Origin of the sequence: Novosphingobium profundi (assembly GCF_020524485.1) — a bacterium.
GTDB classification, from domain to species: domain Bacteria; phylum Pseudomonadota; class Alphaproteobacteria; order Sphingomonadales; family Sphingomonadaceae; genus Novosphingobium; species Novosphingobium profundi_A.
The window spans coordinates 232588-257458 of sequence record NZ_JAIVLF010000003.1 but is presented as its reverse complement, the minus strand read 5'-3'; the positions used below and the strand labels follow the sequence as shown (position 1 = coordinate 257458).

Below are 24871 nucleotides of genomic sequence, written 5' to 3'. Positions count from 1 at the left end.
CCGGTCGCAGTTCGCCTCAATTCATTCCCATTTCCTACACGCAAACAAAGGCAGGATCGTGGCCAAAGCCGAACTAGTCATCACTCCGGTTTCGAGCAAGGCCGACCGGGCTGCCTTTGTCGATTGCAGTTATCGACTCAATGCGTCAGATCAAAACTGGGTCGCGAACCTGCGCTCGGAGGAGATCGCCAAGTTCACGCCCGGCAAGAACCCGTTTTTCGAGCATGCCCGCCACCAGCTCTTCCTGGCGCGCCGCGAGGGCCGCGTCGTGGGGCGCATATCGGCGCAGGTCGATGAACTGGCGCTGAAACAGCCGGTCGAGCAGGGCATGGGACCGGGCACCGGCAACTGGGGCGCGATCGAGGCCGAGGACGCCGAGGTCGCCAAGGCGCTGATCGACACGGCCGAGGGCTGGCTGCGCCGCGAGGGCATGACCCGCGTGCTGGCGCCGATGAACCTCTCGGTCTGGGAAGAGCCGGGCCTTCTGGTCAAGGGGCACGATCATTCGCCGATGGTGATGATGGGCCACCACAACGCGGCCTACCAGGGCTGGATCGAGGGCGAGGGCTATACCCGCGCCAAGACGCTCTATACCTATGACCTGGACGTGACCAAGGAGTTTCCGCGGCTCGTCCAGCGCATCGTCGCCTCGGGCGAGAAGAACGCCAAGATCACGATCCGCAACGCCGATCTCAAGAATTTCGACCGCGATGCGGGGATCATCTGCGAGATCCTCAACGATGCCTGGTCGGACAACTGGGGCTTCGTGCCCTTTACCGAAGAAGAGATCGCGCACACCGGCAAGGCTCTGAAGCCGCTGGTCCATCCCGAGCTCATCCGCATCGCCGAGTACGAGGGCGAGCCGGTGGCCTTCATGATGACCCTGCCCGACCTCAACGGCATCCAGAAGCGGGTGAATGGGGCGAAGGGCAAGCCCGGCGTGCTGGGCCTCATCAAACTGCTGCTGTGGCTGCGCCGCCCCTATCCGGCGGACATGCGTGTGCCGCTGATGGGCGTGCGCAAGAAGCTGCAGTCCTCGCGCCTCGCCAGCCAGCTCGCTTTCATGATGATCGAATTCATCCGCCGCTCGGCCACCGCCAAATTCGGGGCGAAGCGGGCCGAGATCGGCTGGATCCTCGATGACAACCAGGGCATGGTTGCGATTGCCGACGCCATCGACAGCCAGATCAACCGCGAATACGCGATCTACGAAAAGGCGCTCTGATCGCGGCGATTTCGGGCAGGGCGAGGGCGATGGCTCTCCCAGCCGCCTTGCCGATGCCCTTCGTCGCGCGGCCGAGGCTCAATTGCAGGAAATGTTAACTGTGCTCACGCTAGACTGCGGCCCGAAGTGCGTAAGGGGCGCGCTTCGGGCATAGTGGCAAGGGCATGAATGGGCATGGGGCACCAATGGGCATGAAATCGAGGTCCTGGCTCCTCGTTCCGGGCAACAGTGAAGAACGCCTCGGCACGGCAATCGGGACGGGGGCGGACATCGTCGTGATCGACCTGGAGGACACCGTACCGGTGAGCGAGAAGGCGCGCGCGCGCGACCTGGCCGCAGGCTGGCTCTCGGCGCATCGCCAGCACGTCATCGAGCAGCAGCGCATGGGCCGCTGGGTGCGGCTCAACAGCATGGAATCGGGCTACGTGCGCGAGGATCTGGCCGCGGTGATGCCCTTTGCGCCCGACGGGGTGATCCTGCCCAAGGCCTCGGGGCCCGAAACGGTGCGCCAACTGGCCAGCGAAGTCTATGAGTTCGAGCAGGGGCTGGGGCTTGCGGCCAATTCCACGCGGATCATGCCGGTTGTCGGCGAGACGCCGGGTGCGGCGCTGCGGATTGCCGAATACGCCTCCTCGGCCCATCAGCGTGTCGTTGGCCTCACCTGGAATGCGGCGGGCCTGAGCGCGGCCATGGGCGGCCAGGCGGTGCGCACGCTCCAGGGCGGCTGGAGCGATACGGCTCGCTTCGTGCGCGTGCAGGCGCTGCTCAGCGCCCATGCCGGCGATGTCATGGCCATCGACGCGCCGTTTGATGATTTCGACAACGAGGCCGGTACCAATAGAGCGGCCGAGGGCGCGCGTGGGGACGGCTTCTCGGGGATGTTCGCGATCCACCCCGCGCAGATTCCCACGATCAATGCCGCCTTCACTCCCTCGGTGGAGGAACTGGTCGAGGCGCGCGATGTTGTCGCCGCCTTTGAAGGCAACCCGCATGTGGGTTCGCTGCCCTTGCGCGGACGGATGATCGACCGCTCGCACCTCGCCCTGGCGCGGCGCACGATTGCGATGTTCGAGCGCGATGGCCGGGGCGGGGAAGACCTGCGCCGCCAGCCGATCCTGCGCCCCGCTTAAGCGGCGTCCTCTTCAGGCGCGGAGGGCTCCTGCGGTGTGGGAGCCCCCTCCTCGGTAGTGTCTTCGGCGGTGTCCTCGCTATCCTGCGCGGGCCCAGCCGATGCCGACCTTGGGTTCGGTTCGGCCAGTTCCGGCTCGGCGAGCGGCGCCTTGGAGCGGCGCTGGTCGTAGGCGGGCATGGCATCGTCGACCGAGCGCTCCAGCAGCTGGGCACCTTGTGCGGCCTCGGCGGCGGGCGCCTCACGCGCATCGTCCTTGCAGGCGGCAAGCCCGGCGAGGAGCGGAAGGGCGAGCCCCAGCGCGGCGGCGCGGCGCATCGAAATGCAGATCATGCCGGGGTCTCCTTGGGGCAGCGGGTTTCGAGCGCGCCGAGGAAGGCGTCGGCCCGTGCGAGCAGCGCCTTGTCCCACACGTCGAATTCCGCGTCCTTGTTCAGCCGCTTGAGGCTGGTTACGCCAAATTCCTCGATCCCGCAGGGCACGATGCCGGTGAAGTGGGCGAGGTCGGGATGAATGTTGACCGCAAAGCCATGCATCGTCACCCACTTGCGGATGCGCACGCCGATGGCGCCGATCTTGGCCTCGCGCCCGTCGATGTCCTTTGTCCAGATGCCGATGCGCCCCTCGCTGCGGAACCCCTCGACGCCGAAGTCGGTGAGAGTGTCGATCACCCAGCCTTCGAGAGCGTGGACGAAGCCGCGGGCATCGCGCGCGCGCTTCCTGAGGTCGAGCAGGACATAGACCACGCGCTGGCCCGGGCCATGGTAGGTGTAGCGCCCGCCGCGTCCGGCCTCGACGACCTCGAAGCGGGGGTCGAGCAGGTCGGAGACGGCCGCGCTGGTGCCAGCGGTGTAGACAGGCGGATGTTCGAGAAACCAGATCAGTTCGCGCGCTTCGCCTGCCGCAATTGCGGCGTTGCGCTCGGTCATCTCGGCCAGCGCCTCACGGTAGGGGACAGGTTCGCGGCTGATGCGCAGCTCGATGTCCCCGGGCAGAGTCTGGATGGTGTTCATGCCTCGCTGCGTGGCCCTTCCGTGCGTTCATATCAAGTGGATTCACAAGGCAACTATCCCTAAGACCGCGATTGCGAGATGACGCCCGGCGCGAGAAGGCGAGGGGCGAGAAGGAGATGGCAATGCAGTTCGACAGCAACCTGGCCTGGAACGAGGCCGTGGCCAGAGTCCGCGCCAACCGCGATGTGCTGATGGCGCTCGCGGGCGTCTTCTTCCTGCTGCCCGCGCTGCTTTCCAGCGTGTTCCTGGCCGATATCCAGCAGCAGATGATGGCGCTGGCGCAGGACAGCGAGGGGCTGGAGGCACTGATTTCGGCGAACCTGGGCACGATCCTGGCTTTCGGGATCGGGGGCATGCTGGTCCAGTTCGTCGGCTATCTCGCCGTCGCGGTGATCCTGGGCGTGGGCGGACGGCCAAGCGTGGGCGAGGCGATCTCGGTGGCCCTTCGCGCTCTGCCCACGCTGATCGGCACGACGCTACTTTATATCGTGGGGATCACACTGGTCTCCTTCGTGCTGGGCCTTCTGGTCGCGCTCGGCTCGCTGGTGGCGGGGACGGCCGGGGCGTCGCTCGGCGGCGTGGTCATGCTGATCGGCGTGTTCGGCGTGTCGATCTGGTCGGCGGTGCGCCTTTCGCTGCTCGTCCCCGTGATCGTGCGCGAGGGCCTCTCGAACCCGGTGGCGGCCATGCGCCGGTCGTGGGAGCTGACAGGCGGGCACACGCCGCGTCTTCTGGGCTTCTACGCGCTGCTGATGCTGGGATACCTGGCGATCAGCTTCATGGTCTCGCTGCTGCTCATTACCCCGCTCTCGCTCGTCTTCGGGGCGGGCGCGGTGACGAACTTCCTGGCCGGCGTCGTTGCCGGGCTGATCGGAGCGGTCAGCAACGTGCTGCTGGTCGCGGTGCTGGTGCGCGTGCACGCCCAGCTTTCGCGCGCCACGCCCGACGGGCAGGCCAGCCTCTTCGACTGAGGCTTGCCGTGGCCTCCCTACGAAAAGGCCCGCCGGACCGGATGGTCGGGCGGGCCTTTTCGTATGTGGAGTGCCGTGCGGGAAGAAGAGAGCTCAGTCTTCGTCCTTCCAGCCCCAGTACATGCAGCACGGCGGCACGTTGATCATTTCAAGGCCGCTGTCGATGCGCGTGAAGTGGCGGGCCATGAAGTCGCGTGCGCGCGGCGTGAACTGGTAGACGAGGAACGCGCCGCCCTTGCGAATCACGCGGTGCGTGGCCGCTGCGATGGCCGGACCCACGCCATCGGGCAGGGTCGAGAAGGGCAGGCCGGAAAGCACGTAGTCGGCCTTCTCGTGGCCATGCGCCTTGACGATATCCTCGACGTCCGCAGCCGAGCCGAGCACCGCAACGAAGCGGCTGTCGGTGATCGTGCGGCGCAGATACTCGATGAAGTCCGGGTTGGTGTCGATGACCAGCAGCATGCCGTCGCGCGGCAGGCGGTCGAGCACGGGCTGGCAGAAGGTGCCCACGCCCGGGCCGTATTCGACGAAGAGCTTGCAGTTGTCCCAATCGACAGGTGCCAGCATCTTGCGGATCACGAACCGCGAAGAGGGAACGATCGAGCCGACCATGACCGGATGACGGACGAACCCTTCGAGGAAGACGCCCCAGGGGCCTAGGGCGTTCTTGACTTTACGCTTGATCCTTTGGGGCAGGGCCTCCCGGGCAAGCTCAGTGCTGGACATGCTGGCGCGTAACCTCGCGGTTCTTCTGTGTCATGGATGTGCCTTGCGGTGGCAGATTAGCCGTCGCATTGCAAGGCAGGGCGGGGTGAAGCGGGTTTATAACCGCTTCGTTCTTACAGGATTTCGGCGACCTTTTCCTGCGGACGGCACAGCCGCACGCCCTTGTCGGTCTCGACCAGCGGACGCTCGATGAGGATCGGTTCGGCACTCATCGCGGCAAGCACATCGGCGTCCGAGGCTTCGGGAAGACCGCGCTCGATGGCATCGGTGCCGCGCGTGCGCAGACCCGCCTGCGGGGTGATCCCGGCGTCCTTGTAGAGCTGCGCGAGCTTCTCGGCGCTCGGCGGGGTCTTGAGGTACTCGATGACCTCGACCTCGACGCCCGGCGTCTCTTCCAGAATGGCGAGGGTCTTGCGCGAGGTGCCGCACTTGGGGTTGTGCCAGATGGTGGCCTTCATGGATCTCTCCTCAGGTGGCTGGGCGGTCCGCCGTGGGGCGGGCCGCGGGATGGGAATTGGTCTGGGCTGCCTCGCCGGGCGTCAGCGCGGGTACGTTGCGCGCGGCAGCATCGGTCGGGATGCCCGGCGCGGGCGCGGCGCTGATCGTCTCCTCGCGGCGTTGGACGCGCGCGGCGCGCGAAATGGCGCGCACGAGGCGGGGTGTCACGCCGCAGCGGCACAGGTTCGGGATGGCGGCCGCGATCTCGGCCTCGCTCGGGTTGGCGTTGGCCTTGAGAAGCGCGGCGGCCGCCATGACGATGCCCGGCGTGCAGAAGCCGCACTGGATCGCCTGTTCGGCCACCAGCGCCTGCTGCACCGGGTGCGAGCGGTCGCGCGCAAGGCCCTCGATGGTGGTGACAAAGCGTCCCTCGCACTCGGCCAGGGTGATGAGGCAGGCGCGCAGCGCCGCCCCGTCGACATGGACGGTGCACGCGCCGCAGTCGCCATTGCCGCAGCCGTACTTGGTGCCGGTCAGGTTCGCGGCATCGCGCAGCGCCCACAGCAGCGGGGTCTGCGGGTCCATGTCGAATTCGACGGGACGTTCGTTGACGGTCAGGCGGGACATGGCCGGTGTATTTAGGGACCTCTCAGGACAAGTACCAGAGCCGGGGTGTCAAATCTCCACCCGAAAGCCCGCCCAGAGGGTGCGCGGGGTGCCCAGATCCATCGAGCCCGACTGGTTGCGCGTGACGATGGTCTCGTCGAACAGGTTCTCGCCGCGCAGGATCAGTGCGAGCGGGCCGGCCAGAGGCACCTGCGCGAAGGCATCGAGCGTGGTCGCGGCGCGAAGCGGCTGGCTTTCCTGGTCGTCCTCGTACTGTTTGCCGACATGGCGCAGCGTGGCGGCCAGATGCCAGCCCGCGCGCGGCTTCCAGCCCAGCGTGGCGCTCGCGGCGAGGCGCGGGACCTGCGAGGGGCGCATCCCGTCAAGCGCGGCCTGGATGCCCTGGGCCTCAACCTTGGCATCGGTCCAGGCGAGCGAGCCGTCGAAGCTGACGGTCCCCACGGTCAATGCCGCGGTGGCCTCGATCCCGCGCGCGCGGATGGCATCGACGTTCTGGCGCTGGCGCGTCGTTTCATCGAGCGTGACGTTGGCGATCGCGTTCTTCACCTTGTTGTCGAAGGCTGTGACGGCAAGGCGCAGGCCCTCGGCGGGCGTCAGCTCCACACCCGCTTCATAGCCGCGCAGCTTTTCAGGGGCGAGATCGGCGTTGGCGTTGGTGGTCACCGGGAAGACCACGAAGGGGCGGTAGAGTTCATTGAGCGTGGGCAGGCGCAGGCTGGTGTAGGCCGCTGCGCGCAGGCGGATCGCAGGGCTCACCGTCCACAGCGCGCCGCCTCGGAAACTGCCGTCCCAGCCCGAACGGTCGGGGTGGCGGGTGTCCTCGTTGAGCGAACCTGCGGCATCCAGTTCGCGGTAGAAGCCGTTGCGGATCGTCGAGCGGTCCGCGCGCGCGCCTGCGGTGAGGACGAGGTTGCCCAGCGTCCAGTCGTCCTCGATGAAGAGCCCGAGGTCCGACTGGTCGCCGCCCGCGCGGCGAAAGGCGGTCTGCTGGCCGGTGAAGGTGCTGTAGGGCGCCTCGGCGAGATGCCCGCCGACAAGGCGGATATCGGCGCCCAGGCGCAGCACGTGGTCGGCACCTACCGGCGGGCGCAGTTCGAACTTGCCGCCGGTTGCCAGCGTGGGCGTCTTGATCTGTTCCAGCGCACGCACGAAGCGGGTGGAGCTGATCACGCGGTTGGAAAAGTCCTGCGCCTGCACGTAGCCCAGCACGTCGAACTGCCATTCCCCCCGGCCCACGAGGCGAAGGCTCGCCTGCTGGCCCGAGGCCGAGCTGTCCGCATCCTCGAAGCGCAACGTGCGCTGGTCGTCGTAGACAAGCGCCGAGGCCTGGATCTCCAGCGTCTCGCCCAGCGGGGCGACTGCACGCAGCGAGCCGGACAGGCTCTCGTAGGCCGCGCGCGCGGAGGCGTCCACGCGCTGGTCCTTAGGGGTCGTCCAGAAGCCCTGGCCCCGGTCCCATTGCACGCCCGCCACGATGAAGCCCTTGCCCAGTTTCTGCGCGGTGCTGGCCGAGCCTTGCGTGCCGCCCCGGTCGTTGACGAGCGCGGTGCCCGAAAAGGCGCCAAGTGTCTCGGGGCCTGCGCTCATCAGCTCGATCGTGCCCGAGATCGCGCCGCTGCCAAAGGCGCCCGCGCCGCCGCCGCGCGTGACGCGCACCGAGGACAGGCGTTCGGGTGCAAGTGCGGTGAAGGGCACGTAGCCGAAGAAGGGGTTGGAGACGGGTACGCCGTCAAGGAGGACCAGCGCGCGGCTCGACGCATTGCCGCCCAGCGCGCGCAGCGTCGCGCCTTGTGCGGACGGGTTCGAGGAGCGGCTGTCGGAGCGGCGGAACTGCTGGAAGCCCGCGACCGAGGAGAGGACATCCTCGATCCGGCCCGAGGCGCTGGACACAAGCTCGTCGCGCGCGATGGTCTCGACATCATAGGCGACGGTCGCCGGGCTTTCGGCAAGGCCGTGGCCGGTGACGATGATGGGCCCTGCATCGGCGCTCTCCATCGCCGCGGGGGCCTCGGCGTCCGCGGCCAGCGCGTTGCTGCTTGCAACGAGGCCGAGAACGAGGGCGGTGGTGCCGAACAGGCTGTGCATTCTTGTCGTTTTCATGATCCGGGCAGGCTTAATTGCCGATGCGGCGCGAACAACCCCTTGTCGCGACTTTATTCACCCCGTGCGGGCGAAAAGGAGGACTTGCACCTTGTCGCGCGCGGGCAGACGGGTAGAGTCCAAAAGGGTGATGGAAGGACAGTATCTTGCCGGCCGCATGCTCCTGGCCATGCCGGGCATGTTCGATCCGCGTTTCGAGCGTTCGGTCAACGTGCTGTGCGTGCACGACGAACATGGCGCGCTGGGCATCAACGTGGGCGAGGCGCGCGAGGGCGTGACCTTCCACGCCATTCTCGACGATCTTGGCCTCGACACGGCACTTGCACCCGACTGCGCGGTGCTGAACGGCGGTCCGGTGGAGCCGGGGCGCGGGTTCGTGCTGCATTCGCTCGACTGGGGTGGCGGAGATTCGATCGAGGTTCACGCCCAAGATGGCCCCTTGTGCGCGCTCTCGGCCTCGATGGATATCCTGCGCGCGATTGCCCAGGGGCGCGGGCCCAGCCAGTGGGTCATGGCGCTGGGCTATGCGGGCTGGGCGCCGGGGCAGTTGGAAGAGGAAATGCGCCACCACGGCTGGTACGCCGCGCAAGGCAGCCGCGAGGTTCTCTTCGACACCTCCCCTGAAGCGCGCTGGGCCGGGGCCTGGAAGCACGAGGGCATCGATCCGGGGCTTCTCTCAAGCCAGACGGGCAACGCCTGAGCCTCAGTCTTCGGCCTCGTGCTTGAGGCGCGCAAGGTCTTCCGGGCGGTCGATGTCGAGCCGGACGGCGGGATCTTGCGTCTCGTGAAAGACGACATCGGCGCGCCCACGCAGGATCTGTCCGGCACCGGCATCGCCCGTGAGCGTGGGAACGTCGGCCAGCGCGCGCGCGGAGAGCAGGACCGGATGCCCGGGCTTGCCCCCATGGCGTGGCAAGGCGGCGAAGTTGTCAGCGAGGATCCGGGCCAGATGCGCGGCTTCTTCGCTGGGTACGCGCGGCATGTCGCCCAGGAACACGAAGAGCGCGTCCACATCGCCCAAGGCCGCGACGCCCGCCTTGAGCGTGGTGGACAGCGCTTGGCTTTCCACGCGCAGGATCGTGACGGGCGGGGCCCCTTCGGGCGCCTGCCATTGTGAAAGGTCGAGGTCGGGGCGCGCGGCGACGAGGACCTTGTCCACCGGCGCGGCGCAGGCTGTGCGGATGGCGTGGTGGACCAGCGGCTCGCCCTCGAAGGTTGCCGAAAGCTTGTCCGAGCCGAACCGCCGTGCCGAGCCCGCCGCCAGGACCAGCGCGGCGCGCGCGGGCGGGGTGGGAGGCGCGCTCAGGCGCGCTCTCCGGCCGGGTTCAGAGCCTGCATGATCTCGGCGATGATCCCGGTGGCGACTTCCCAGGGCGATTTACCCAGCCCCGTGATGCCCGGCGAGAGGCGCAGGCGCGCGAGTTCGTCCGGGTTCGCGCCAGCTGCTTCCAGCGCGGCAAGGCGGGCCGGGGCGCGCGAACGCGCGCCGATCATGGCCACGTAGCCTGCCTGCCCGCGAAGCGCGGCAAGACAGCCGCCAAGATCGTGGTGGTCCTCATGCGTGGCGCCAAGATAGGCAGTCCAGCGGTCGAGGCCGAGCTGCTCCAGCGCGCGGGCCGGGTCCTCGCGGCGGTACTGCGAAACCGGGAAGGGCGGCGGGCTGGCCGGGCCATCGGGGCGCACGAGAATGGTCTCGAACTGGCTGAGCGCGGCCAGTTGTGCTGCGGCAAGGGCGCCGGGATCCCCGCCCGAGACGATCAGGCGGCGCGGCGGATCGAAGCGGCGGGCAAGGCGCACCGCGTCGGCGTCTTCCAGGTCCAGGAGCGGGCCGCGGCCAGTTTCGACCTGGCGTGTGGTGCCATCGCTGATCCAGCGACACGAGGTGCGGGCGCGGGCATGGTCGAGCAGGGCCTTTGCGGCCGGGCAATCGGGCGCGATGCGCTCGACCAGGATGAAGAGCGCGCCGCCGCAGCGCAGGCGAATGTCGATCCAGGGGCTGCCGGTGCCGTAGTGGAGGCGGCGCGGCTGGCCATCGGCCAGGACGGCGGCGGCGTGGCTCGCCACATCGCCCTCGATGCAGTCGCCCGAGAAGTAGCCGCTTGCGGCAATGCGCGCCGCGTCGGTGTCCTGGGCGGTGAAGAGCATCTGCGAGCCGGGACCGCGCGGGGCGCTGCCTTCGACCTTGTAGAGCGTGGCCAGGGCGGCGGGGTGCCCGGCCTCGAGCGCGCGCGCAAGCGCGGGGCGAATATCATCGCTCCAGCCGAAAGTCGGCCAGTCGGCGTCGGCAATCTCGGCGAAGGGCGCCGCGATCTCGGTTTGTGTCATGCGTTGGTGGCGCCCGTGGTCTGTCCGGTGGTGTCCCGTTCTCAGGACAGCGTTGTCTCGACAGCTGCGTCCTGCGTGATCGGGGCAATTACCATGCGGTCGAGGATCATGGCAACCTGCTCAAGGCTGCCGTCCTCGCCCTGGCGCAGCCACCAGGTGAGCACGCCGATGACCGAGCTGACCCCGTGGACCAGCGCGAGGTCGGCGGGAAGCCAGGTGTCCTCGCGGTGGAGGCCATGGCCGGCTGCGGCACGTTCCCGGGCCTGGCGCAGGAATTCCGAACGCACGAGCCCGGCCGCGCCTCCGGTGAGGAGCGGGGCCCAGAACGTGCGGTCGCCCGCGACCCAGGCGCACAGTTCGCGCACGCTGGGTCCATCGCTGCTCCGCGGCCTGTCGAGCAGGGCGAGCGTGCGGGTGAGCAGTTCGTCGATGGGGTCGACGACGAGGTCGGAAAGCAGCGCTTCCTTGGTGCTGAAGTGCCGGAAAAACGTCGCGTAGCCGGTGCCCGCCCGCGCGGTGATCTCGCGAATGGTGAGCTCGTCGAAGGTGCGCTGGGCCAGCAGGTCGAGCAGGGCCGCGTTCAGCGCCTTGCGCGAACGGACCTGACGTGCGTCGGTGGGTGCCTCCTGCTTGAGGGCCGTGAGGTTTTTCTCCATGTCCGGGCGCGTATCACCGGGTCTGATGACTGTCTAACAAACGCGCCGGTTAATTGCGGGAATGGTCGCCAAGCGAATTTTCGAGGTGAAAAACGGCAATTTCGGGGCTTATGGTCCTTAACATGCGGGGCATTCAGCCCCCCGCCGCCTCAGTCCTCGCCGATGCGATCCGCATAGAGCAGGCGTCCGCCCGAGAGGTGCCAGAGCGCCTGCTTGAAATCGGCATCGCCCATCGCGAAGCAGCCTTCGCTGCGCCCCAGCTTGCCGTACTTGTCGAGCATCGCGGCATCGGCGTACCAGGCCGGGTGGACCACGATCAGGCGTTCGAGCGCGGCCGAGTTGTCGTCATCGAGGCCAACGAGGCGGATCGAGGTGCCGTACTTGCCCTTGTACCATTCGCAGGTGAGGAAGGCCCCGCGCGAGGTGGCGAGCGATCCCGGCTCGTTCGAGAAGGATTGCAGCCAGCCGCTGTGCTCCGGGTCCGAGCCGCGCCCGTGGGCGAGCAGGAACGAGCGGACCGTGCCGTTCTCCAGGTTGGCAAAGTGCAGGCGCGGCTTCCACGAGGGCAGGGCGAAATCGGCCATGCCCACGATGTCCTTGCGCCACACCGCATCGCCGACGCGCGCGGCCTGGGCGTGCGCGGCTTCGAGCACGCGGCGCTCATAAGGCGTGGTGGATGCAGCGGCCGCGGGCGCAGTTGCGGCCAGTGCCCGGCCCGGAAGGGTCAGGGCAAGCCCGGCGCCGAGGCTGCCGTGGAGGAAATGTCGTCGGCCAAGCAGTGGGTTCATGCTGGCGAAAATACCACGCCGGGCGTCCGTGCGCCAGCGGGGAGGCGTGCGGATCGGCGAGCCGGGAAGGCGTCCTGTCGCCTGCCCCGCCCCCTTGCGCCGATCCGCGAGGGCCTGTCGGTCAGGCCTTGGCCTTGCTCGCCTTCCTGGCGGGCTCGACCGTGGGGTGGGCGCGCATCCAGTCCTCGAGTACCGGGGCGATGCGCCCGCGCCACTTCGAACCGTTGAAGATGCCGTAGTGGCCGACCTTCTCGGCGAGGTAGTAGCGCTTCTTCGCCTCGGGCAGGTTGGGCGCAAGGTGCAGCGCCGCGCGGGTCTGGCCGATGCCGGAAATGTCGTCCTTCTCGCCCTCGACGGCAAGCAGCGCGGTGTCGCGGATCGCGCCCGGATCGATCACCTCGCCGCGGTGGACGAACTCGCCCTTGGGCAGCGAGTGCTTCTGGAAGACGTGCTCGACCGTTTGCAGGTAGAAGTCGGCGGTCATGTCACAGACCGAGCGGTATTCATCGTAGAAGGCCTTGGTCGCGCCCGCGCTTTCCCCGTCGCCTTCGACGAGGTGCTTGAACATGCCGTAGTGGCTCATCATGTGGTTGCCCAGGTTCATTGCCATGAAGCCGGCGAGCTGCAGAAAGCCGGGATAGACCTCGCGGCCCGCGCCCGGATAGGACAGCGGCACGGTGGCAATGACGTTGTGCTTGAACCACGACAGCGGCTGGTTCATCGCCACGTCGTTGACGCTGGTGGGCGCCTCGCGGGTGTCGATGGGGCCGCCCATCATGGTGAGTGTGGCCGGCCGGCACGGGTTCTTGTGCTTGCCCATGACGGCGGCCGCCGCAAAGGCGGGCACCGAGGGCTGGCACACGGCGAGCATGTGCGTGTTGGGGCCGATGAACTCCAGGAAGCCGATCAGGTAGTCGATATAGTCGTCGAGATCGAAGCGGCCTTCGCTTTCGGGCACCATCTTCGCGTCGGCCCAGTCGGTGATGTAGACGACGCAGCTCTCCACCATCCGCGCGACCGTGCCGCGCAGGAGCGTCGCGTAGTGGCCGCTCATGGGGGCCGCGATCAGGAGGCGCGGGGCGTCCTTGGGAAGCCCGGCGCGCTCGAAGCGCAGCAGGTTGCCGAAGGGGCGGTGCAGGACAATCGATTCGGTAACCGCGTGGAGCTTTCCATCCACTTCGACCGATTCGATGTCGAAGGCGGGCTTTCCACGCGGTGCGGTGGCGTGCGCGAAGACGTCGAGGGCCGAGGCCATGTAGTTGCCGAAGCCCATGTAACCCATGGGCAGGGAAGGATTCGTCAAGAGCTCGGCGCCGACCGAAGCCCAGGCCGCCGCGCCGCTGAGCATGGTGCGCTGCAATTCGTAGGCGTTGTAAAGCAAGTGGTATCTCCTGGCCGCCCGGGGGGAGGCGGCATGCCATTTCTAGGCGCTATCTGGTCTCTAAAGCGTGGCCGTGCAATGCGGCATTACCGAATAGTCCAAGGTGAAAAGACGATAAGCCTTGCGCAACTGCGCTAAGCGCTTCGTATCCTTTGGTATATTGGCGGGTGACCGTGAATGCAGCCTGAAAGCCGGGGCGCGCGACTTGCCCTTTCCCTTGCCGTTCGGACCTTGTAAGGCGCTGGATCATGCAAGCCCCAGACGGTCCGGCCGAGAGCATCGAGACACCCGCCTCCCGCAGGGAAGAGCCCGTCCCCCGCGAGGACGCGACGCCCAAACGCCCCCGGCGCTCGCTGCGCCCGCTCGCAATGGTCTGGCGCGAACTCTTCAAGTATCCCGGCCGGATGGCCGTGGCGGGCATCGCGCTCGTCGTCTCGGCGATGTCGACGCTGGCAATCCCCTATGGCTTTCGCAGCGTGATCGACCAGGGCTTCGCGCAAGGCGCCGATCACGACGTCATCCGCTCCTGGTTCCTGATGCTGCTGGGCGTGGTGGTGGTCCTTGCCATTGCGACCTCGATCCGTTTCTACTCGGTGTCCTGGCTGGGCGAGCGCGTGGTCGCCGACATCCGCCTGCGCGTCCAGCGCCACCTCCTCGCGCTTGCCCCCGGTTTCTTCGAGGAGAACAGCCCCAAGGAAATCGCCTCGCGCATGACCGCGGACACCGCGATCATCGAACAGGTGGTGGGCACCACCGTCTCGGTCGCGCTGCGCAACGCGATCATGGCGACAGGGGGCGTGCTCTTCCTCTTCGCGCTTGCGCCCAGTCTGACGGCGGGGCTCCTTGTCGCTATCCCTGTGGTGATCGTGCCGATCACCGTCTTCGGGCGGCGCCTGCGTGTCGTCGCGCGCAAGAGCCAGGACCGTGTCGCCGACATCGGCGCGATGACCGCCGAAGTGCTGGGCGCCTTGCGCGTGGTCCAGGCCTTCAACCAGCAGGAGCGCGAGGGCGGGCGTTTCAGCGCGGCGGTGGAGCGCACCTTCGATACCGGCCGCAAGCGTATCCTCATTCGCGCGGTGATGACCGCGGTGATGATGTTCCTCATCTTCGGCTCGATCACGATCATCATGTGGCGCGGCGCCATCGGCGTTGCCGAAGGCACGATCACGGGCGGCACCATCGCCGCCTTCGTCGTCACGGCGGGTATCGTGGCGGGCGCGTTCGGTTCGCTGACCGAAGTCTATGGCGACCTCGTGCGCGGGGCAGGCGCGGCCAGCCGCCTGGCCGAGCTGCTCTCCGAGGAGCCCGAGATCGCGGCGCCCGCGCGCCCGCAAACACTGCCCGTGCCGCCGCGCGGCAAGATTGCTTTCGAGAAGGTCACCTTCCGCTATCCCACCCGGCCCGACATGGCTGCGCTGGTCGACTTCAGCCTGACCGTCGAGCCGGGCGAGACGGTCGCCATCGTCGGCCCGTCCGGCGCGGGCAAGTCCACGCTGTTCCAGCTCGCCGAGCGTTTCTATGACCCGCAGGGGGGCGTGGTGAAGATCGACGGCGTGCCGCTTTCTTCGGCGGACCCGAGCGACGTGCGCGCGCGCATTGCGCTGGTCCCGCAGGAAGGCGTGCTGTTTGCCGCCAGCGCGCGCGAAAACCTGCGCTACGGCCAGCCCGACGCGGACGATGCGATGATCTGGGAGGCCGCGCGCGCGGCCAACGCCGAGGACTTCCTGGGCATGCTCCCGGACGGGCTCGACACGTTCCTGGGCGAGGACGGGGCGCGCCTGTCGGGTGGCCAGCGCCAGCGCATCGCGATTGCCCGCGCGCTCTTGCGCGACGCGCCGATCCTGCTCCTGGACGAGGCGACGAGCGCGCTCGATGCCGAAAGCGAGCGGCTGGTGCAGGACGCGCTCGACACGCTGATGCAGAGCCGCACCACGCTCGTCATCGCGCACCGCCTTTCTACCGTGCGCGAGGCGGACCGGATCGTGGTCATGGATGGCGGGCGAATCGTCGAGCAGGGGACCCACGCCGCGCTCACGCAGGCGGGCGGTCTCTATGCACGGCTCGCCTCGCTCCAGTTCGACGAACGGGCCACAGCGCTCGGCTAACGACATGGGTGGCCAGCTTGCGCGCTGGCGTTGCGCCAATTTGCAATTATCTTGCCGGGCTTTGATCGATCCGTAAGAGGTCGACGCTGATGCCCAACCCCCAAGCAAAGGTATTGCATGCGTAACTTCAAGGGGCGTGCCCTCGCTCTCGCGGCGAGCGGCCTCGCCATCGCTTTCTCTTCCCCCGTCCTCGCCGCGCCGGAACAGGCCAGCGCGCAGGAAGCCTCCCCGCTCACGCCCTCGGATGACTGGGGCGACTTCGGCATCCAGACCCAGTGGATGGACACGGCGACCCAGCCGGGCGACGATTTCGACCGCTACGTCAGCGGGGAATGGGTCGACAGCGTGGAGCTGCCCGCCGACCGCACCCGCTGGGGCTCGTTCCTCGAACTGAACGAACTTTCGCAGCAGCGCATGCACGCGATCATGAACGAGCTGCTCGCCTCCAACCCGGCGCCGGGCAGCGACGCGGCGCGCGTGGCTGCGGCCTACAAGGCCTACATGGACGTCGATGCGATCAACGCGAAGGGTCTGGCCCCGATCCAGCCCTATATGGAGCGCATCTTCGCCGCGAAGAGCGCGCAGGACCTCGCCAAGCTGTTCGCCTCGCCGGGTTACGCCTCGCCGATCGGCGTCTACGTCGGCGCGGACGCCAAGCAGAGCGATATCTACGCGCTTCACAGCTACGTTTCGGGTCTGGGCCTTCCCGACCGCAACTATTACCTCAAGACGGACGAGCGTTCGCGCAAGATCCGCAGTGCCTATCTTGAGTACCTGACCTTCCTTCTGGGCAAGGTCGGCTACCAGGATGCGGCAAGCGCGGCCAAGGCCGTGCTCTCGCTGGAAACGCGCATTGCCGAGGCCGACTGGGACCGCGTGGCCGCGCGCAACGATGACCTCACATATAACAAGCTGACCCGCGCGCAGTACGAGGCGTTGGGCTCCTCGGGCGTGCTGTCGACCTTCCTTGATACGCTCGGCGCCGACCAGGCCTCCTATGTCATTGCCAGCGAGATCCCGGCCACGGCCGAGGAACTGGACGCGGCCAAGCTGGACGCCGCGCAGGCGCAGGCGCTGATGGGCGGTGGTCTTCCCGCCGTCGCCCGGCTGATCGACGAGGTCCCGGTCTCCACCTGGCAGGCCTGGCTCGCCGCGCGCTTTGTCAGCGGCCACGCCTCGATGCTGCCCAGCGATATCGACGAGGCCTCCTTCGCCTTCTACGGCACCACGCTTTCGGGCCAGCCCGAACAGCGCCCGCGCTGGAAGCGCGGCGTCGGCGCGGTCGAGGGGCTGGCGGGCGAACTTGTCGGCAAGCTCTATGCCGAGCGCCACTATCCCCCTGAGCAGAAGGCGAAGATGGAGACCCTCGTCGCCAACTTGCGCAAGGCCATGGCGGTGAACCTCCAGGAGCTTGACTGGATGGGCCCGGAAACCCGCCGCGAGGCGCAGGCCAAGCTCGACGCCTTCACCCCCAAGATCGGCGCGCCCGACATCTTCAAGACTTATGAGGGACTGGAGTTCTCGGCCAACGATCCCATCGGCAACAGCCTGGCCGCCGGGGCCTGGGAAAACGACTTCGAGATGGGGCGCATCGGCCAGCCGGTCGACCGCAGCGAGTGGGCCATGCTGCCCGAGACGGTCAACGCCTACTACAACTCGACGATGAACGAGATCGTCTTCCCGGCCGCGATCCTGCAGCCTCCCTTCTTCAATCTCTCGGCCGATCCGGCGGTGAACTACGGCGCCATCGGCGCGGTGATCGGCCACGAGATGGGCCACGGCTTCGACGACCAGGGCGCCAAGTCCGATGGCACGGGCAACATGCGCGACTGGTGGACCCCGCAGGACAAGGCCAACTTCCAGGAACTGCAGGACAAGCTGGAAGCCCAGTACAACAGCTTCTGCCCCTTCGATGACGGCGAGACCTGCGTGAACGGCAAGCTCACCATGGGCGAGAACATCGGTGACCTGGGTGGTCTCAGCCTCGCCTATCGCGCCTACAAGATGGCGCTCGGCGGCAAGGAGGCCCCGGTCATCGACGGCTTCACCGGCGACCAGCGCTTCTTCATGGGCTGGGCGCAGGTCTGGCGCAGCAAGACCCGCGAGGCCCAGGCCCGCCAGATGCTGATGACCGATCCGCACGCCCCGCCGCACTACCGCGTCAACGGCATCGTTCGCAACTTCGATGAATGGTACAAGGCCTTCGACGTAAAGCCGGGCGATGACCTCTACCTGCCGCCTGAAGAACGCGTCCGTATCTGGTAACGCTTCAACGCCTTTTCGTGGCATTTTATTGCAGTGCAGCACGCAGCGGGTTGACTTGCCCCCTGCGTGCTGCATGAACCTTGTCCGCGATGGACCTTACACTGACAGCTATTCTCCTCGGCATCGTCGAGGGACTCACCGAGTTTCTGCCCGTCTCCTCGACGGGCCATCTCATCCTTGCCACCCAGATATTCGGTTATGATTCCGAGATATGGGCGACGTTCAACGTTGTCATCCAGCTGGGCGCGATCCTCGCTGTCATCGCCCACTTCTGGCGCACCTTCTGGGCGGTCGGCATGGGCCTTCTCGAACTCAACCCCACCTCGATCCGCTTCGTGCGCAACGTCGTCGTCGCGTTCATGCCCTCGGCGGTCCTGGGCCTCCTGCTCAACGACTGGATCGAGAGCCTGCTGGGCTCGCCCAGCGTCGTCGCCTGGGCGCTGATCGTGGGCGGCATTGCCATCCTCGCCATTGAGAAAGTCGCCAAGCCCGGTCCGTTGACGGGCGTTGCCGAACTGCCGATCTCCAAGTGCGTGGGCGTGGGCTTTGCCCAATGCCTCGCCATGGTGCCGGGCACCAGCCGTTCGGGCGCGACCATCATGGGCGCGCTGGCCATGGGCATCGAGCGCCGCACGGCGGCTGAATTCAGCTTCTTCCTCGCCGTCCCCACGATGGTGGGCGCCACCTTCCTCTCGGTCGTCAAGCACCGCGAGGAGCTGATGGCGGGCACCGGACCTGTCGGCTGGAGCGAGATTGCGATCGGCTTCGTCGTCTCCTTCGTCGTCGCGCTGGTCGTCATCAAGGCGTTCATGGCCTTCGTCAGCCGTTCGGGCTTCTCGCCGTTTGCCTGGTATCGCCTGGCTGCGGGCGCTCTCGCGCTGTTCCTGCTGGGCCGCGCCTGAGCGTGGCGGGGCGGCTGAAGAGGAAGGACTACGAGGCCGCCCTCGCGCCGCTGCAGGAAGAACTCGTCGCCATGGCCCGCTGGGCCAAGGCGACCGGCGCGCGCATCGTGGTCCTGTTCGAGGGGCGCGATACGGCGGGCAAGGGCGGGGCGATCCGCGCCGTCTCCTCCTATCTCAACCCGCGCCAGTGCCGCACCGTGGCGCTGGGACCGCCCAGCGCGCGCGAGCAGGGCGAATGGTACTTCCAGCGCTACGTCCAGCACCTGCCCAGCACCGGCGAGATCGTGCTGTTTGACCGCTCCTGGTACAACCGCGCGGGCGTCGAGAAGGTCATGGGCTATGCCACGAGCGCGCAGGTCGAGCAGTTCCTTGCCCAGGCCCCCGCGTTCGAGCGCATGCTGGTCGATGACGGCATTCTCCTCTTCAAGTACTGGCTGACCTGCGACCAGGAGCAGCAGGAGGAGCGCCTGCGCGAACGGCTGGAGGACCCGCTCAAGCGCTGGAAGCTCTCGCCCGTCGATCTGGCCGCGCGCGCCCAGTACGAGGCCTACAGCAAGGCGCGGGCCGCGATGCTCGAGGCAACCCACAGCCGCCACGCGCCCTGGACGCTGGTCGACTTCAACGACCAGAAGCGCGGGCGGCTCACCCTGATTCGCAACTTGCTCGATCGGCTCCCCGACACCCGAGTCGATCCCCCCGAAATTGTCATCGCGCCGCTCGAAAAGGCGCCCGCCGTGGAAGAATTCACGCTGATCGCGCCGATTCCGCCCTATGAAGTGCCTTGAGCGTCGTCGCTGCCTTGACTTTCGGGCACCCATGACGCAAGGGGCGCAACCTTGAAGGGCGGCGCTGCAAAGCCACCCGCTCCATTTTCAACGCAGATGCCGGCCTGCCAGGGCGGCTGAAACGAGAGATTACAGGAACCCGCCATGGCGAAGCCCGCAACCGTCAAGATCCGTCTGGTCTCGACCGCTGACACCGGTTTTTTCTACGTCACGAAGAAGAACCCCCGGAACACGACCGAGAAAATGACCTTCCGTAAGTACGATCCCGTCGTGCGCAAGCACGTCGAGTTCAAGGAAGCCAAGATCAAGTAAGGTTCACCGTCGGTTCAAGGCGCTGGGCCCAGGAGCCCTTGCCATGAAGACACTGACGAAGACCTTCCGCATGATTTCCGGCGCGGCGGCCCCCATTGCTTTGGGAGCGGCCGCGCTTGGCGTTTGTGCCACGCTTTCGCCCGCTCCGGTTCTGGCCGCGCCCGCCAGCAGCGATGCCGCCAAGCTTGACCAGGCGGTGAAGGCGCTGCGCGCGATCACGACGCTCAAGGCCGACTTCATCCAGCGCGACCGCAATGGCGGGCAGGTGAAGGGCACGCTGACGCTGAAGCGTCCGGGCCGCATCCGCTTCGAGTACGAGAAGAGCGTGCCGATGCTGATCGTGGGCGACGGCAAGGCGCTGACCATGATCGACTACGAGGTCAACCAGGTCCAGCGCTGGCCGATCAAGAACAGCCCGTTGGGTGCGCTGCTCGATCCCAGCCGCGATGTCGCCAAGTACGGAACCGTACGCGACACCGGCAATCCGGACGTCATCTCGGTCGAGGTGCGCGACAGCGAACATCCCGAGTACGGGATCATCACCCTGATCTTCACCCGCAAGGCGTCCGCGCCGGGCGGTCTTGAGCTGGCCTACTGGGTCGCGCTCGATGCGCAGAACACGCGCACCACGATCCAGCTTTCCAACCAGCGCTACGGCGTGGCCGTGGGCGAGGATGCCTTCCGCTGGAAGGACCCGCGCCCGCGCCGCAGGCCACATTGAACGCCGCGCGATTCGCACAGTCGCACGGGAGATTTCCCAAAGAGGGTCCGGATCGTTTCCGGGCCCTTTTTCGTGTGCGGTCTGAAAGCGTGGGTAGGGCTCACGTGCGCGGTTCGTCGATGGGAATCTGCGTCTGGTCGCGGGAGTGCACATTCTTGCGACAAACGGCGACATTTTCGCGCGAGCTGTTCACTTAACAGACAGCCAAATCGTCCTACATAGGGTGTGTCGGAACGGTCCGAGGCGGGTTTCCCCCCTGTTGCCCATGCCTCTCAAGAGACCGACCGGCAAGCGTGACGAACGCTGACAGGACCCTCGAGCCCTTGCCCCCGGCTCGAGGGTTTTTGTTTGCCCGCTCGCCGGGGTACCGCGCGCCGGAGAGGTGCGAAAAGGAGCGGCGCACCCTCTGGCCTTTCGGCGATGCGCTGCCTAAAGCGGCTCCCATGAAAATTGCCACGTGGAATATCAACTCCGTCCGTCTGCGCATCGACCAGGTCGAGCGCTTCCTGACCGAGCAGGCGCCCGATGTCCTGTGCCTTCAGGAGATCAAGGTCGCCGAGCATCTCTTCCCGCACGAGATGTTCGAGCGCCTGGGCTATACCCACCGCGCGATCTGCGGGCAGAAGGGCTACCATGGCGTCGCCACCGTCTCGAAGGTCCCCTTCGTGGAGTGCAGCCGCTACGACTGGCAGGACAACGGCGAGGCCCGCCACGTCGGTGTCGAGTTGCAGGGTGAAGGCAAGGGCCTCATCGTCGAGAACGTCTATATCCCGGCGGGCGGCGATGTCGCCGACCGCGAGGTCAATCCCAAGTTCGGCCAGAAGCTCGACTTCCTTGCGCGCATGACCGAGTGGGCCGCGAAGATCGACCGTCCGACCCTCATCGTGGGCGACTTCAACATCGCCCCGCTCGAAAGCGACGTCTACGACCACAAGGCGCTCCTGAAAGTCGTCAGCCACACGCCGATCGAGGTCGAGACGCTCTGGAAATTCCGCGATGCGCATGGCTGGGTGGACCTTGGCCGCCAGTTCATCCCCGCGCCCGAGCGCAACTACTCCTGGTGGTCCTACCGCAGCTACTGGCGCCAGAAGGACCAGGGCCGCCGTCTCGACCACATGTGGGCTTCGCCCGACCTCGCCGCGAAGGCGAGCGCGCACCACATCATCGAGGAAACCCGCAAGTGGGAGAAGCCCAGCGACCACGTGCCGCTGATCACGGAGTTCGCGCTCTGAGCACGGCGAGCGCCTTTTCCCTCCCGGCGCGCCGGGTGGCGCTGGCCATCGACGCGCTGCGCCATGGCTGGCCGATCCGCGTGGGGGCTAAGGTGGGGGAGGGCGAGATTCTCCTGCCCGCCGAGACTGGTTTTGCGCCAGGGACGGCCGCGCCGCGCATGTTGATCTCCTCGGCCCGGGCAGTGACGCTCAAGCTCGCCAACCAGCGCGAGGCGGCCGTACCCGAGGCCCCGGTGCTGATCCGCGCGGCCGAGCCCTTCACGCTGGAGACCGCGCGCGCAATCGCCGATCCCGCGCTCGATCTCGACTACCCGATGAAGGGGCCTTTCGCGGCGCTGCCGCTCGCCGAAGGCTTCGGCGATGGCGCGGCTGCGCGGGTGGCGATGGAACTGGCGCGCCTTGCCGGGATCCTGCCTGCCTTTCTTGTCGCGCCGGACATTGAGGCGGGGGCTGCGCAGGCACTTGCGATTCCCGACCTCGACGCCTGGAAAGACACCGCGCGCCTGGGCATCGCCTCGCGCGCGCGTCTGCCGGTCGAAGTCTGCGAGAACAGCGAGATCGTCGCCTTCCGTTCCGCCGACGACATGCGTGAGCACGTCGCCCTGGTCATCGGCACGCCGTCCAAGACGCGCGTGCCGCTGGTGCGGCTACATTCCGAATGCCTGACGGGCGATATCCTGGGCTCGCTCAAGTGCGACTGCGGGCCGCAACTCCAGGCTGCGCTGAGGGCCATGGCGTCGGAGGCAGAGGAAGGGGGCTGGGGCGTCCTTCTCTACATGCGCCAGGAAGGGCGCGGGATCGGGCTCATCAACAAGCTGCGGGCCTATCGCCTGCAGGACCAGGGGCTCGACACGGTCGATGCCAACAACCGCCTTGGCCTGCCCACCGAAGCGCGCGACTTTCCCGTCGCGGCGCGCATGCTCGATCTGCTCAAGGTCGGCGCGATCCGGCTGATGACGAACAACCCCTCCAAGGTCGAAGCGCTCAAGGGCGTGGGCGTCGATGTGGTGGAGCGCGTGGCGCACAAGCTGCCAGCGAACCCGCACAACGCCCGGTATCTCGATACCAAGCGGGATCGGACCGGGCACATCCTCTAAGCCGAAGAGGGAAGGGATTTTTTCAAGGGGCCATCGCCCTCGGAAATCATCTTTCACACTTCATTCGAAAATTTGGAAGCCGGGGCGCGCGCGGGATGCTTGGGGGGAAACGCGCCCCGGCTTCGGCCGTCAGGGCGCCATGAGGGATAGCGCGCCCGCGACGGCTGCGACCGTCCCAAGCACGACAAGCAGCCGGCCGATTCTTCTCGGTCCGGAAACTCCGTAATGGGCGGTGCGGAACGCGCGGTAGTGGGGGGCGATGGTCGGGTCCTGGGCCAGCGCGAGGACATCGGCCGGGGTGGCGACGCGGTCGAACCAGTTGGCGAGGTCCTCGGCCTCGCGCGGCGAGAGCTGGTCGGGATAGCGGGTCAGAAGATAGGCGACGTGAGCGCGCTCTTCGGCGGCAACGACGCCTGCGTTCTCGATGGGCAGCATGCAGAGTGTCCTGAAACGAAGCGGGGGGAGGGCGCGCGAAGGCGCACCCGGCCGGGGTCGGTTCAGGCGCGGGGTGGGGCGGTGCTGTCAGGTGGGCGTGCGGGATGGCGCTGGGCGGGCGGCGCCTGCGCGCGCGGGGCCAGCGAGAGCGCCGCGAGCACGGCCGGTGCGTTCGGGCTCAAGCGCCCGGTGCTGCGGTCGGGAAGCGGCTCGGGGGGCTGGGGCGCCACGTCCTGCGCGTTGTCCTCACCGCGCCGCGAGGGCGAGAGCGCAAGATCGCTCGTCGCCGAACTCCAGGCCGAACCCGGTGCGCGTTCGAGCGGGGCACGAATGGGCTCTGCCGCCTGGAGGCCAATCGCGGCCAGCAGCAGGAGGGCCCATATGCGCATGCGCAGGAGGAAGGTGAGGCCAAAGCTCATCGGCTCGCCGTGTATATGAGGATACATTATCACGCAACGCGCTTGCGGTGAGGCGTGTGGTCTCGGCTGGCGGGGCGACAGAACCAGACAGAGTCTTTTCAAGGGGCCATCGCCCCTTGACCCCAAAATAGGCGACCTCACCTTTCTCAGCCAGCGTGGCGCGAGAGCCCCGAGGTCGACAGTTCGGGGAGCCCGAGGGCGATGGCCCTCGGATATCTCTTTTCCCTTCTGGCCCCGTGGCGAACTTTAGCGCGCCTCAAGCCGGACGAGGCCTGCGCCTAGCGTATTGCCTTCGATGCTGATGGGTTCTTTCGTCCAGTCGGCGACAAAGGCGCTGCGCCGGTCGATCCCGGGCGCGAAGCGGGCGTTGTTGCCGTGGACCGACAGGCCCGCCGAGGGGTGGTTCCGGTGTTCGGCAGCAAGCGCGATGAAGGCGGAGTAGTTCTCCTTGTCGCGTCCTTGCACGAACCAGTTGTCGGCGATCTCGCCCGTGGCGCCATCGGGCAGGTCGATCATGTAATTGGTCGCGCGCCCTTGCGTGTCGTCGAAGCTGGAGTTGAGGATGGCGACGCGCGCGGCCCGGCTCTTCACGTAGTGGCCGCCCGTCCCCGCCTCGAAGCGGCTGCGCGTGACGGTGAGCGCGCCGTAGTCGCCGATGTAGAGCGAATGCGCGCAGCCCGGCCCCTCGCACGTGCCCAGACGCGTGAAGGTCGACTTGTCGATGGCGATGCGCCCTTGTGGGTCGTTGCCGGTGAGGATGCCCTGCTCGCTGTCGCGGAACCAGCTTTGCGAGACCGAGAGGTTCCCATGTTCGAGGCGGATGCCGGCGCCGTTCTTCTCGGGCACGCGGAAGTTGGCGAAGACGAGGCCTTCGATGCGCGCCGCGCGACCGCGCAGGACCAGCGCGGCCTTGCCCTCGCAGGTCACGCCATCAAGGACGGCCTGCCCGGGGACCTGCGCCTGGTAGGTGATGGAGCCTTGCGTCTGCACCGCGCAGTCGGCGTAGCGGCGCGGGGCAAAGCGGATCGTGCCTGTGTCATCGCCAATCGCGTCCACTGCTTCCTGCAGGCGGGCGTAGCTGCGCTGGCTCTCGAGCACCGTATAGGGCTCCTCCTGAGCTTGCGCGGAAGAGGCGGCGGGAAGGAGCGGGCTGGCCCCCAGCAGGGCGGCCGCAAGGGCGAGTCGGGTCGTGCGCATGACAAGGTCTTACGCCCGGTGC

Annotated in this window: 26 protein-coding genes; 12 read left to right on the top strand and 14 right to left on the bottom strand. The window is 67.4% G+C overall.

All coding sequences use genetic code 11. The features are described from left to right. The first annotated feature begins 58 nt into the window (after positions 1–58). Together LC060_RS07410 and LC060_RS07405 are read left to right on the top strand one after the other, a co-directional pair. Positions 59–1225, top strand: a complete 1167-nt coding sequence (locus LC060_RS07410; RefSeq protein WP_226634099.1) for an N-acetyltransferase — start codon at positions 59–61, stop codon at positions 1223–1225. Positions 1226–1416: 191 nt separating this feature from the next. Beyond that, positions 1417–2355, top strand: coding sequence for an HpcH/HpaI aldolase/citrate lyase family protein (locus LC060_RS07405; RefSeq protein WP_226634097.1), 939 nt, complete (start codon positions 1417–1419; stop codon positions 2353–2355). Here the strand turns inward: LC060_RS07405 and LC060_RS07400 are convergent. Together LC060_RS07400 and lipB are read right to left on the bottom strand one after the other, a co-directional pair. Continuing rightward, on the bottom strand, positions 2352–2687 hold the full coding sequence (locus tag LC060_RS07400) for a hypothetical protein (RefSeq protein ID WP_226634095.1): 336 nt from the start codon (positions 2685–2687) through the stop codon (positions 2352–2354). The genes LC060_RS07405 and LC060_RS07400 overlap by 4 nt on opposite strands. Further along, complete coding sequence (gene lipB / locus LC060_RS07395; RefSeq protein ID WP_226634093.1) at positions 2684–3367, bottom strand: lipoyl(octanoyl) transferase LipB; 684 nt, start codon at positions 3365–3367, stop codon at positions 2684–2686. Before lipB ends, LC060_RS07400 begins: the two co-directional genes overlap by 4 nt. Positions 3368–3489: 122 nt before the next feature. Here lipB and LC060_RS07390 point away from each other — a divergent pair, with 122 nt between their 5' ends. Then, positions 3490–4338, top strand: a complete 849-nt coding sequence (locus LC060_RS07390) for a lipoyltransferase (protein ID WP_226634087.1) — start codon at positions 3490–3492, stop codon at positions 4336–4338. A 93-nt stretch (positions 4339–4431) separates the two neighbouring features. Here LC060_RS07390 and LC060_RS07385 read toward each other — a convergent pair whose 3' ends face one another. The 4 genes from LC060_RS07385 to LC060_RS07370 form a co-directional block, all read right to left on the bottom strand. Beyond that, entirely contained in the window at positions 4432–5064 is a 633-nt protein-coding gene (locus tag LC060_RS07385; protein WP_226634085.1) for a class I SAM-dependent methyltransferase, read from the bottom strand. Positions 5065–5177: 113 nt separating this feature from the next. Continuing rightward, positions 5178–5522, bottom strand: coding sequence for an arsenate reductase (glutaredoxin) (gene arsC, locus LC060_RS07380; protein WP_226634078.1), 345 nt, complete (start codon positions 5520–5522; stop codon positions 5178–5180). A gap of 10 nt (positions 5523–5532) precedes the next feature. Continuing rightward, positions 5533–6129 carry a (2Fe-2S)-binding protein gene (locus LC060_RS07375; RefSeq protein WP_226634076.1) on the bottom strand — a complete coding sequence of 199 codons (597 nt, stop codon included), beginning with the start codon at positions 6127–6129 and terminating at the stop codon, positions 5533–5535. 48 nt (positions 6130–6177) lie between these two features. After that, positions 6178–8229 carry a TonB-dependent receptor plug domain-containing protein gene (locus tag LC060_RS07370; protein WP_226634074.1) on the bottom strand — a complete coding sequence of 684 codons (2052 nt, stop codon included), beginning with the start codon at positions 8227–8229 and terminating at the stop codon, positions 6178–6180. A 130-nt stretch (positions 8230–8359) separates the two neighbouring features. Between LC060_RS07370 and LC060_RS07365 the strand changes: the two genes are divergently transcribed. Then, positions 8360–8929: a YqgE/AlgH family protein gene (locus LC060_RS07365; protein ID WP_226634073.1), complete on the top strand. Its 570-nt coding sequence runs from the start codon at positions 8360–8362 to the stop codon at positions 8927–8929. A gap of 3 nt (positions 8930–8932) precedes the next feature. Here the strand turns inward: LC060_RS07365 and LC060_RS07360 are convergent, their stop codons facing one another. From LC060_RS07360 to LC060_RS07340, 5 genes are all read right to left on the bottom strand, one after another. Next, a complete protein-coding gene (locus tag LC060_RS07360) occupies positions 8933–9493 on the bottom strand; it encodes an NTP transferase domain-containing protein (RefSeq protein WP_226635266.1) in 561 nt (186 codons plus the stop codon). A gap of 38 nt (positions 9494–9531) precedes the next feature. Beyond that, positions 9532–10554: an XdhC family protein gene (locus LC060_RS07355; protein ID WP_226634071.1), complete on the bottom strand. Its 1023-nt coding sequence runs from the start codon at positions 10552–10554 to the stop codon at positions 9532–9534. 41 nt (positions 10555–10595) lie between these two features. Continuing rightward, on the bottom strand, positions 10596–11210 hold the full coding sequence (locus LC060_RS07350; protein WP_226634066.1) for a TetR/AcrR family transcriptional regulator: 615 nt from the start codon (positions 11208–11210) through the stop codon (positions 10596–10598). A 149-nt stretch (positions 11211–11359) separates the two neighbouring features. Further along, entirely contained in the window at positions 11360–11998 is a 639-nt protein-coding gene (locus LC060_RS07345; RefSeq protein WP_148627369.1) for a murein L,D-transpeptidase catalytic domain-containing protein, read from the bottom strand. A 121-nt stretch (positions 11999–12119) separates the two neighbouring features. After that, positions 12120–13379, bottom strand: a complete 1260-nt coding sequence (locus tag LC060_RS07340; protein ID WP_226634064.1) for a polyhydroxyalkanoate depolymerase — start codon at positions 13377–13379, stop codon at positions 12120–12122. Between the two features lie 248 nt (positions 13380–13627). Here LC060_RS07340 and LC060_RS07335 point away from each other — a divergent pair, with 248 nt between their 5' ends. From LC060_RS07335 to ribA, 8 genes are all read left to right on the top strand, one after another. Then, complete coding sequence (locus LC060_RS07335) at positions 13628–15484, top strand: ABC transporter transmembrane domain-containing protein (RefSeq protein WP_226634063.1); 1857 nt, start codon at positions 13628–13630, stop codon at positions 15482–15484. Between the two features lie 117 nt (positions 15485–15601). After that, positions 15602–17749: a M13 family metallopeptidase gene (locus LC060_RS07330; RefSeq protein ID WP_226634061.1), complete on the top strand. Its 2148-nt coding sequence runs from the start codon at positions 15602–15604 to the stop codon at positions 17747–17749. A gap of 89 nt (positions 17750–17838) precedes the next feature. After that, positions 17839–18651 (top strand): undecaprenyl-diphosphate phosphatase, encoded by an 813-nt coding sequence (locus LC060_RS07325; protein ID WP_226634059.1) that lies wholly within the window; start codon positions 17839–17841, stop codon positions 18649–18651. Beyond that, positions 18648–19436 (top strand): polyphosphate kinase 2, encoded by a 789-nt coding sequence (ppk2, locus tag LC060_RS07320; protein ID WP_226635264.1) that lies wholly within the window; start codon positions 18648–18650, stop codon positions 19434–19436. Before LC060_RS07325 ends, ppk2 begins: the two co-directional genes overlap by 4 nt. 144 nt (positions 19437–19580) lie before the next feature. Next, positions 19581–19748: a 50S ribosomal protein L33 gene (rpmG, locus tag LC060_RS07315; protein ID WP_086490179.1), complete on the top strand. Its 168-nt coding sequence runs from the start codon at positions 19581–19583 to the stop codon at positions 19746–19748. A 43-nt stretch (positions 19749–19791) separates the two neighbouring features. Next, positions 19792–20469, top strand: a complete 678-nt coding sequence (locus LC060_RS07310) for a LolA family protein (RefSeq protein ID WP_226634058.1) — start codon at positions 19792–19794, stop codon at positions 20467–20469. Positions 20470–20912: 443 nt separating this feature from the next. Continuing rightward, positions 20913–21701 carry an exodeoxyribonuclease III gene (xth, locus tag LC060_RS07305; protein ID WP_226634056.1) on the top strand — a complete coding sequence of 263 codons (789 nt, stop codon included), beginning with the start codon at positions 20913–20915 and terminating at the stop codon, positions 21699–21701. A 35-nt stretch (positions 21702–21736) separates the two neighbouring features. Further along, positions 21737–22798, top strand: coding sequence for a GTP cyclohydrolase II (gene ribA / locus LC060_RS07300; RefSeq protein WP_226634054.1), 1062 nt, complete (start codon positions 21737–21739; stop codon positions 22796–22798). Positions 22799–22927: 129 nt separating this feature from the next. On the opposite strand, the gene LC060_RS07295 is transcribed toward ribA, so the two are convergent. From LC060_RS07295 to LC060_RS07285, 3 genes are all read right to left on the bottom strand, one after another. Next, on the bottom strand, positions 22928–23233 hold the full coding sequence (locus tag LC060_RS07295; RefSeq protein WP_226634052.1) for a hypothetical protein: 306 nt from the start codon (positions 23231–23233) through the stop codon (positions 22928–22930). Between the two features lie 62 nt (positions 23234–23295). Further along, entirely contained in the window at positions 23296–23652 is a 357-nt protein-coding gene (locus LC060_RS07290) for a hypothetical protein (protein ID WP_226634051.1), read from the bottom strand. Positions 23653–23898: 246 nt separating this feature from the next. Further along, positions 23899–24849: a right-handed parallel beta-helix repeat-containing protein gene (locus LC060_RS07285; RefSeq protein ID WP_226634049.1), complete on the bottom strand. Its 951-nt coding sequence runs from the start codon at positions 24847–24849 to the stop codon at positions 23899–23901. Positions 24850–24871: the final 22 nt, after the last annotated feature.

Excerpts from the sequence above, each read along its gene's own strand:
- LC060_RS07405 (WP_226634097.1), top strand. The coding sequence starts at position 1,417 with ATGAAATCGAGGTCCTGGCTCCTCGTTCCGGGCAACAGTGAAGAACGC.
- LC060_RS07400 (WP_226634095.1), bottom strand. The coding sequence starts at position 2,687 with ATGATCTGCATTTCGATGCGCCGCGCCGCCGCGCTGGGGCTCGCCCTT.
- lipB (WP_226634093.1), bottom strand. The coding sequence starts at position 3,367 with ATGAACACCATCCAGACTCTGCCCGGGGACATCGAGCTGCGCATCAGC.
- LC060_RS07390 (WP_226634087.1), top strand. The coding sequence starts at position 3,490 with ATGCAGTTCGACAGCAACCTGGCCTGGAACGAGGCCGTGGCCAGAGTC.
- LC060_RS07385 (WP_226634085.1), bottom strand. The coding sequence starts at position 5,064 with ATGTCCAGCACTGAGCTTGCCCGGGAGGCCCTGCCCCAAAGGATCAAG.
- arsC (WP_226634078.1), bottom strand. The coding sequence starts at position 5,522 with ATGAAGGCCACCATCTGGCACAACCCCAAGTGCGGCACCTCGCGCAAG.
- LC060_RS07375 (WP_226634076.1), bottom strand. The coding sequence starts at position 6,129 with ATGTCCCGCCTGACCGTCAACGAACGTCCCGTCGAATTCGACATGGAC.
- LC060_RS07370 (WP_226634074.1), bottom strand. The coding sequence starts at position 8,229 with ATGAAAACGACAAGAATGCACAGCCTGTTCGGCACCACCGCCCTCGTT.
- LC060_RS07365 (WP_226634073.1), top strand. The coding sequence starts at position 8,360 with ATGGAAGGACAGTATCTTGCCGGCCGCATGCTCCTGGCCATGCCGGGC.
- LC060_RS07355 (WP_226634071.1), bottom strand. The coding sequence starts at position 10,554 with ATGACACAAACCGAGATCGCGGCGCCCTTCGCCGAGATTGCCGACGCC.
- LC060_RS07350 (WP_226634066.1), bottom strand. The coding sequence starts at position 11,210 with ATGGAGAAAAACCTCACGGCCCTCAAGCAGGAGGCACCCACCGACGCA.
- LC060_RS07345 (WP_148627369.1), bottom strand. The coding sequence starts at position 11,998 with ATGAACCCACTGCTTGGCCGACGACATTTCCTCCACGGCAGCCTCGGC.
- LC060_RS07335 (WP_226634063.1), top strand. The coding sequence starts at position 13,628 with ATGCAAGCCCCAGACGGTCCGGCCGAGAGCATCGAGACACCCGCCTCC.
- LC060_RS07330 (WP_226634061.1), top strand. The coding sequence starts at position 15,602 with ATGCGTAACTTCAAGGGGCGTGCCCTCGCTCTCGCGGCGAGCGGCCTC.
- LC060_RS07325 (WP_226634059.1), top strand. The coding sequence starts at position 17,839 with ATGGACCTTACACTGACAGCTATTCTCCTCGGCATCGTCGAGGGACTC.
- rpmG (WP_086490179.1), top strand. The coding sequence starts at position 19,581 with ATGGCGAAGCCCGCAACCGTCAAGATCCGTCTGGTCTCGACCGCTGAC.
- LC060_RS07310 (WP_226634058.1), top strand. The coding sequence starts at position 19,792 with ATGAAGACACTGACGAAGACCTTCCGCATGATTTCCGGCGCGGCGGCC.
- xth (WP_226634056.1), top strand. The coding sequence starts at position 20,913 with ATGAAAATTGCCACGTGGAATATCAACTCCGTCCGTCTGCGCATCGAC.
- LC060_RS07295 (WP_226634052.1), bottom strand. The coding sequence starts at position 23,233 with ATGCTGCCCATCGAGAACGCAGGCGTCGTTGCCGCCGAAGAGCGCGCT.
- LC060_RS07290 (WP_226634051.1), bottom strand. The coding sequence starts at position 23,652 with ATGAGCTTTGGCCTCACCTTCCTCCTGCGCATGCGCATATGGGCCCTC.
- LC060_RS07285 (WP_226634049.1), bottom strand. The coding sequence starts at position 24,849 with ATGCGCACGACCCGACTCGCCCTTGCGGCCGCCCTGCTGGGGGCCAGC.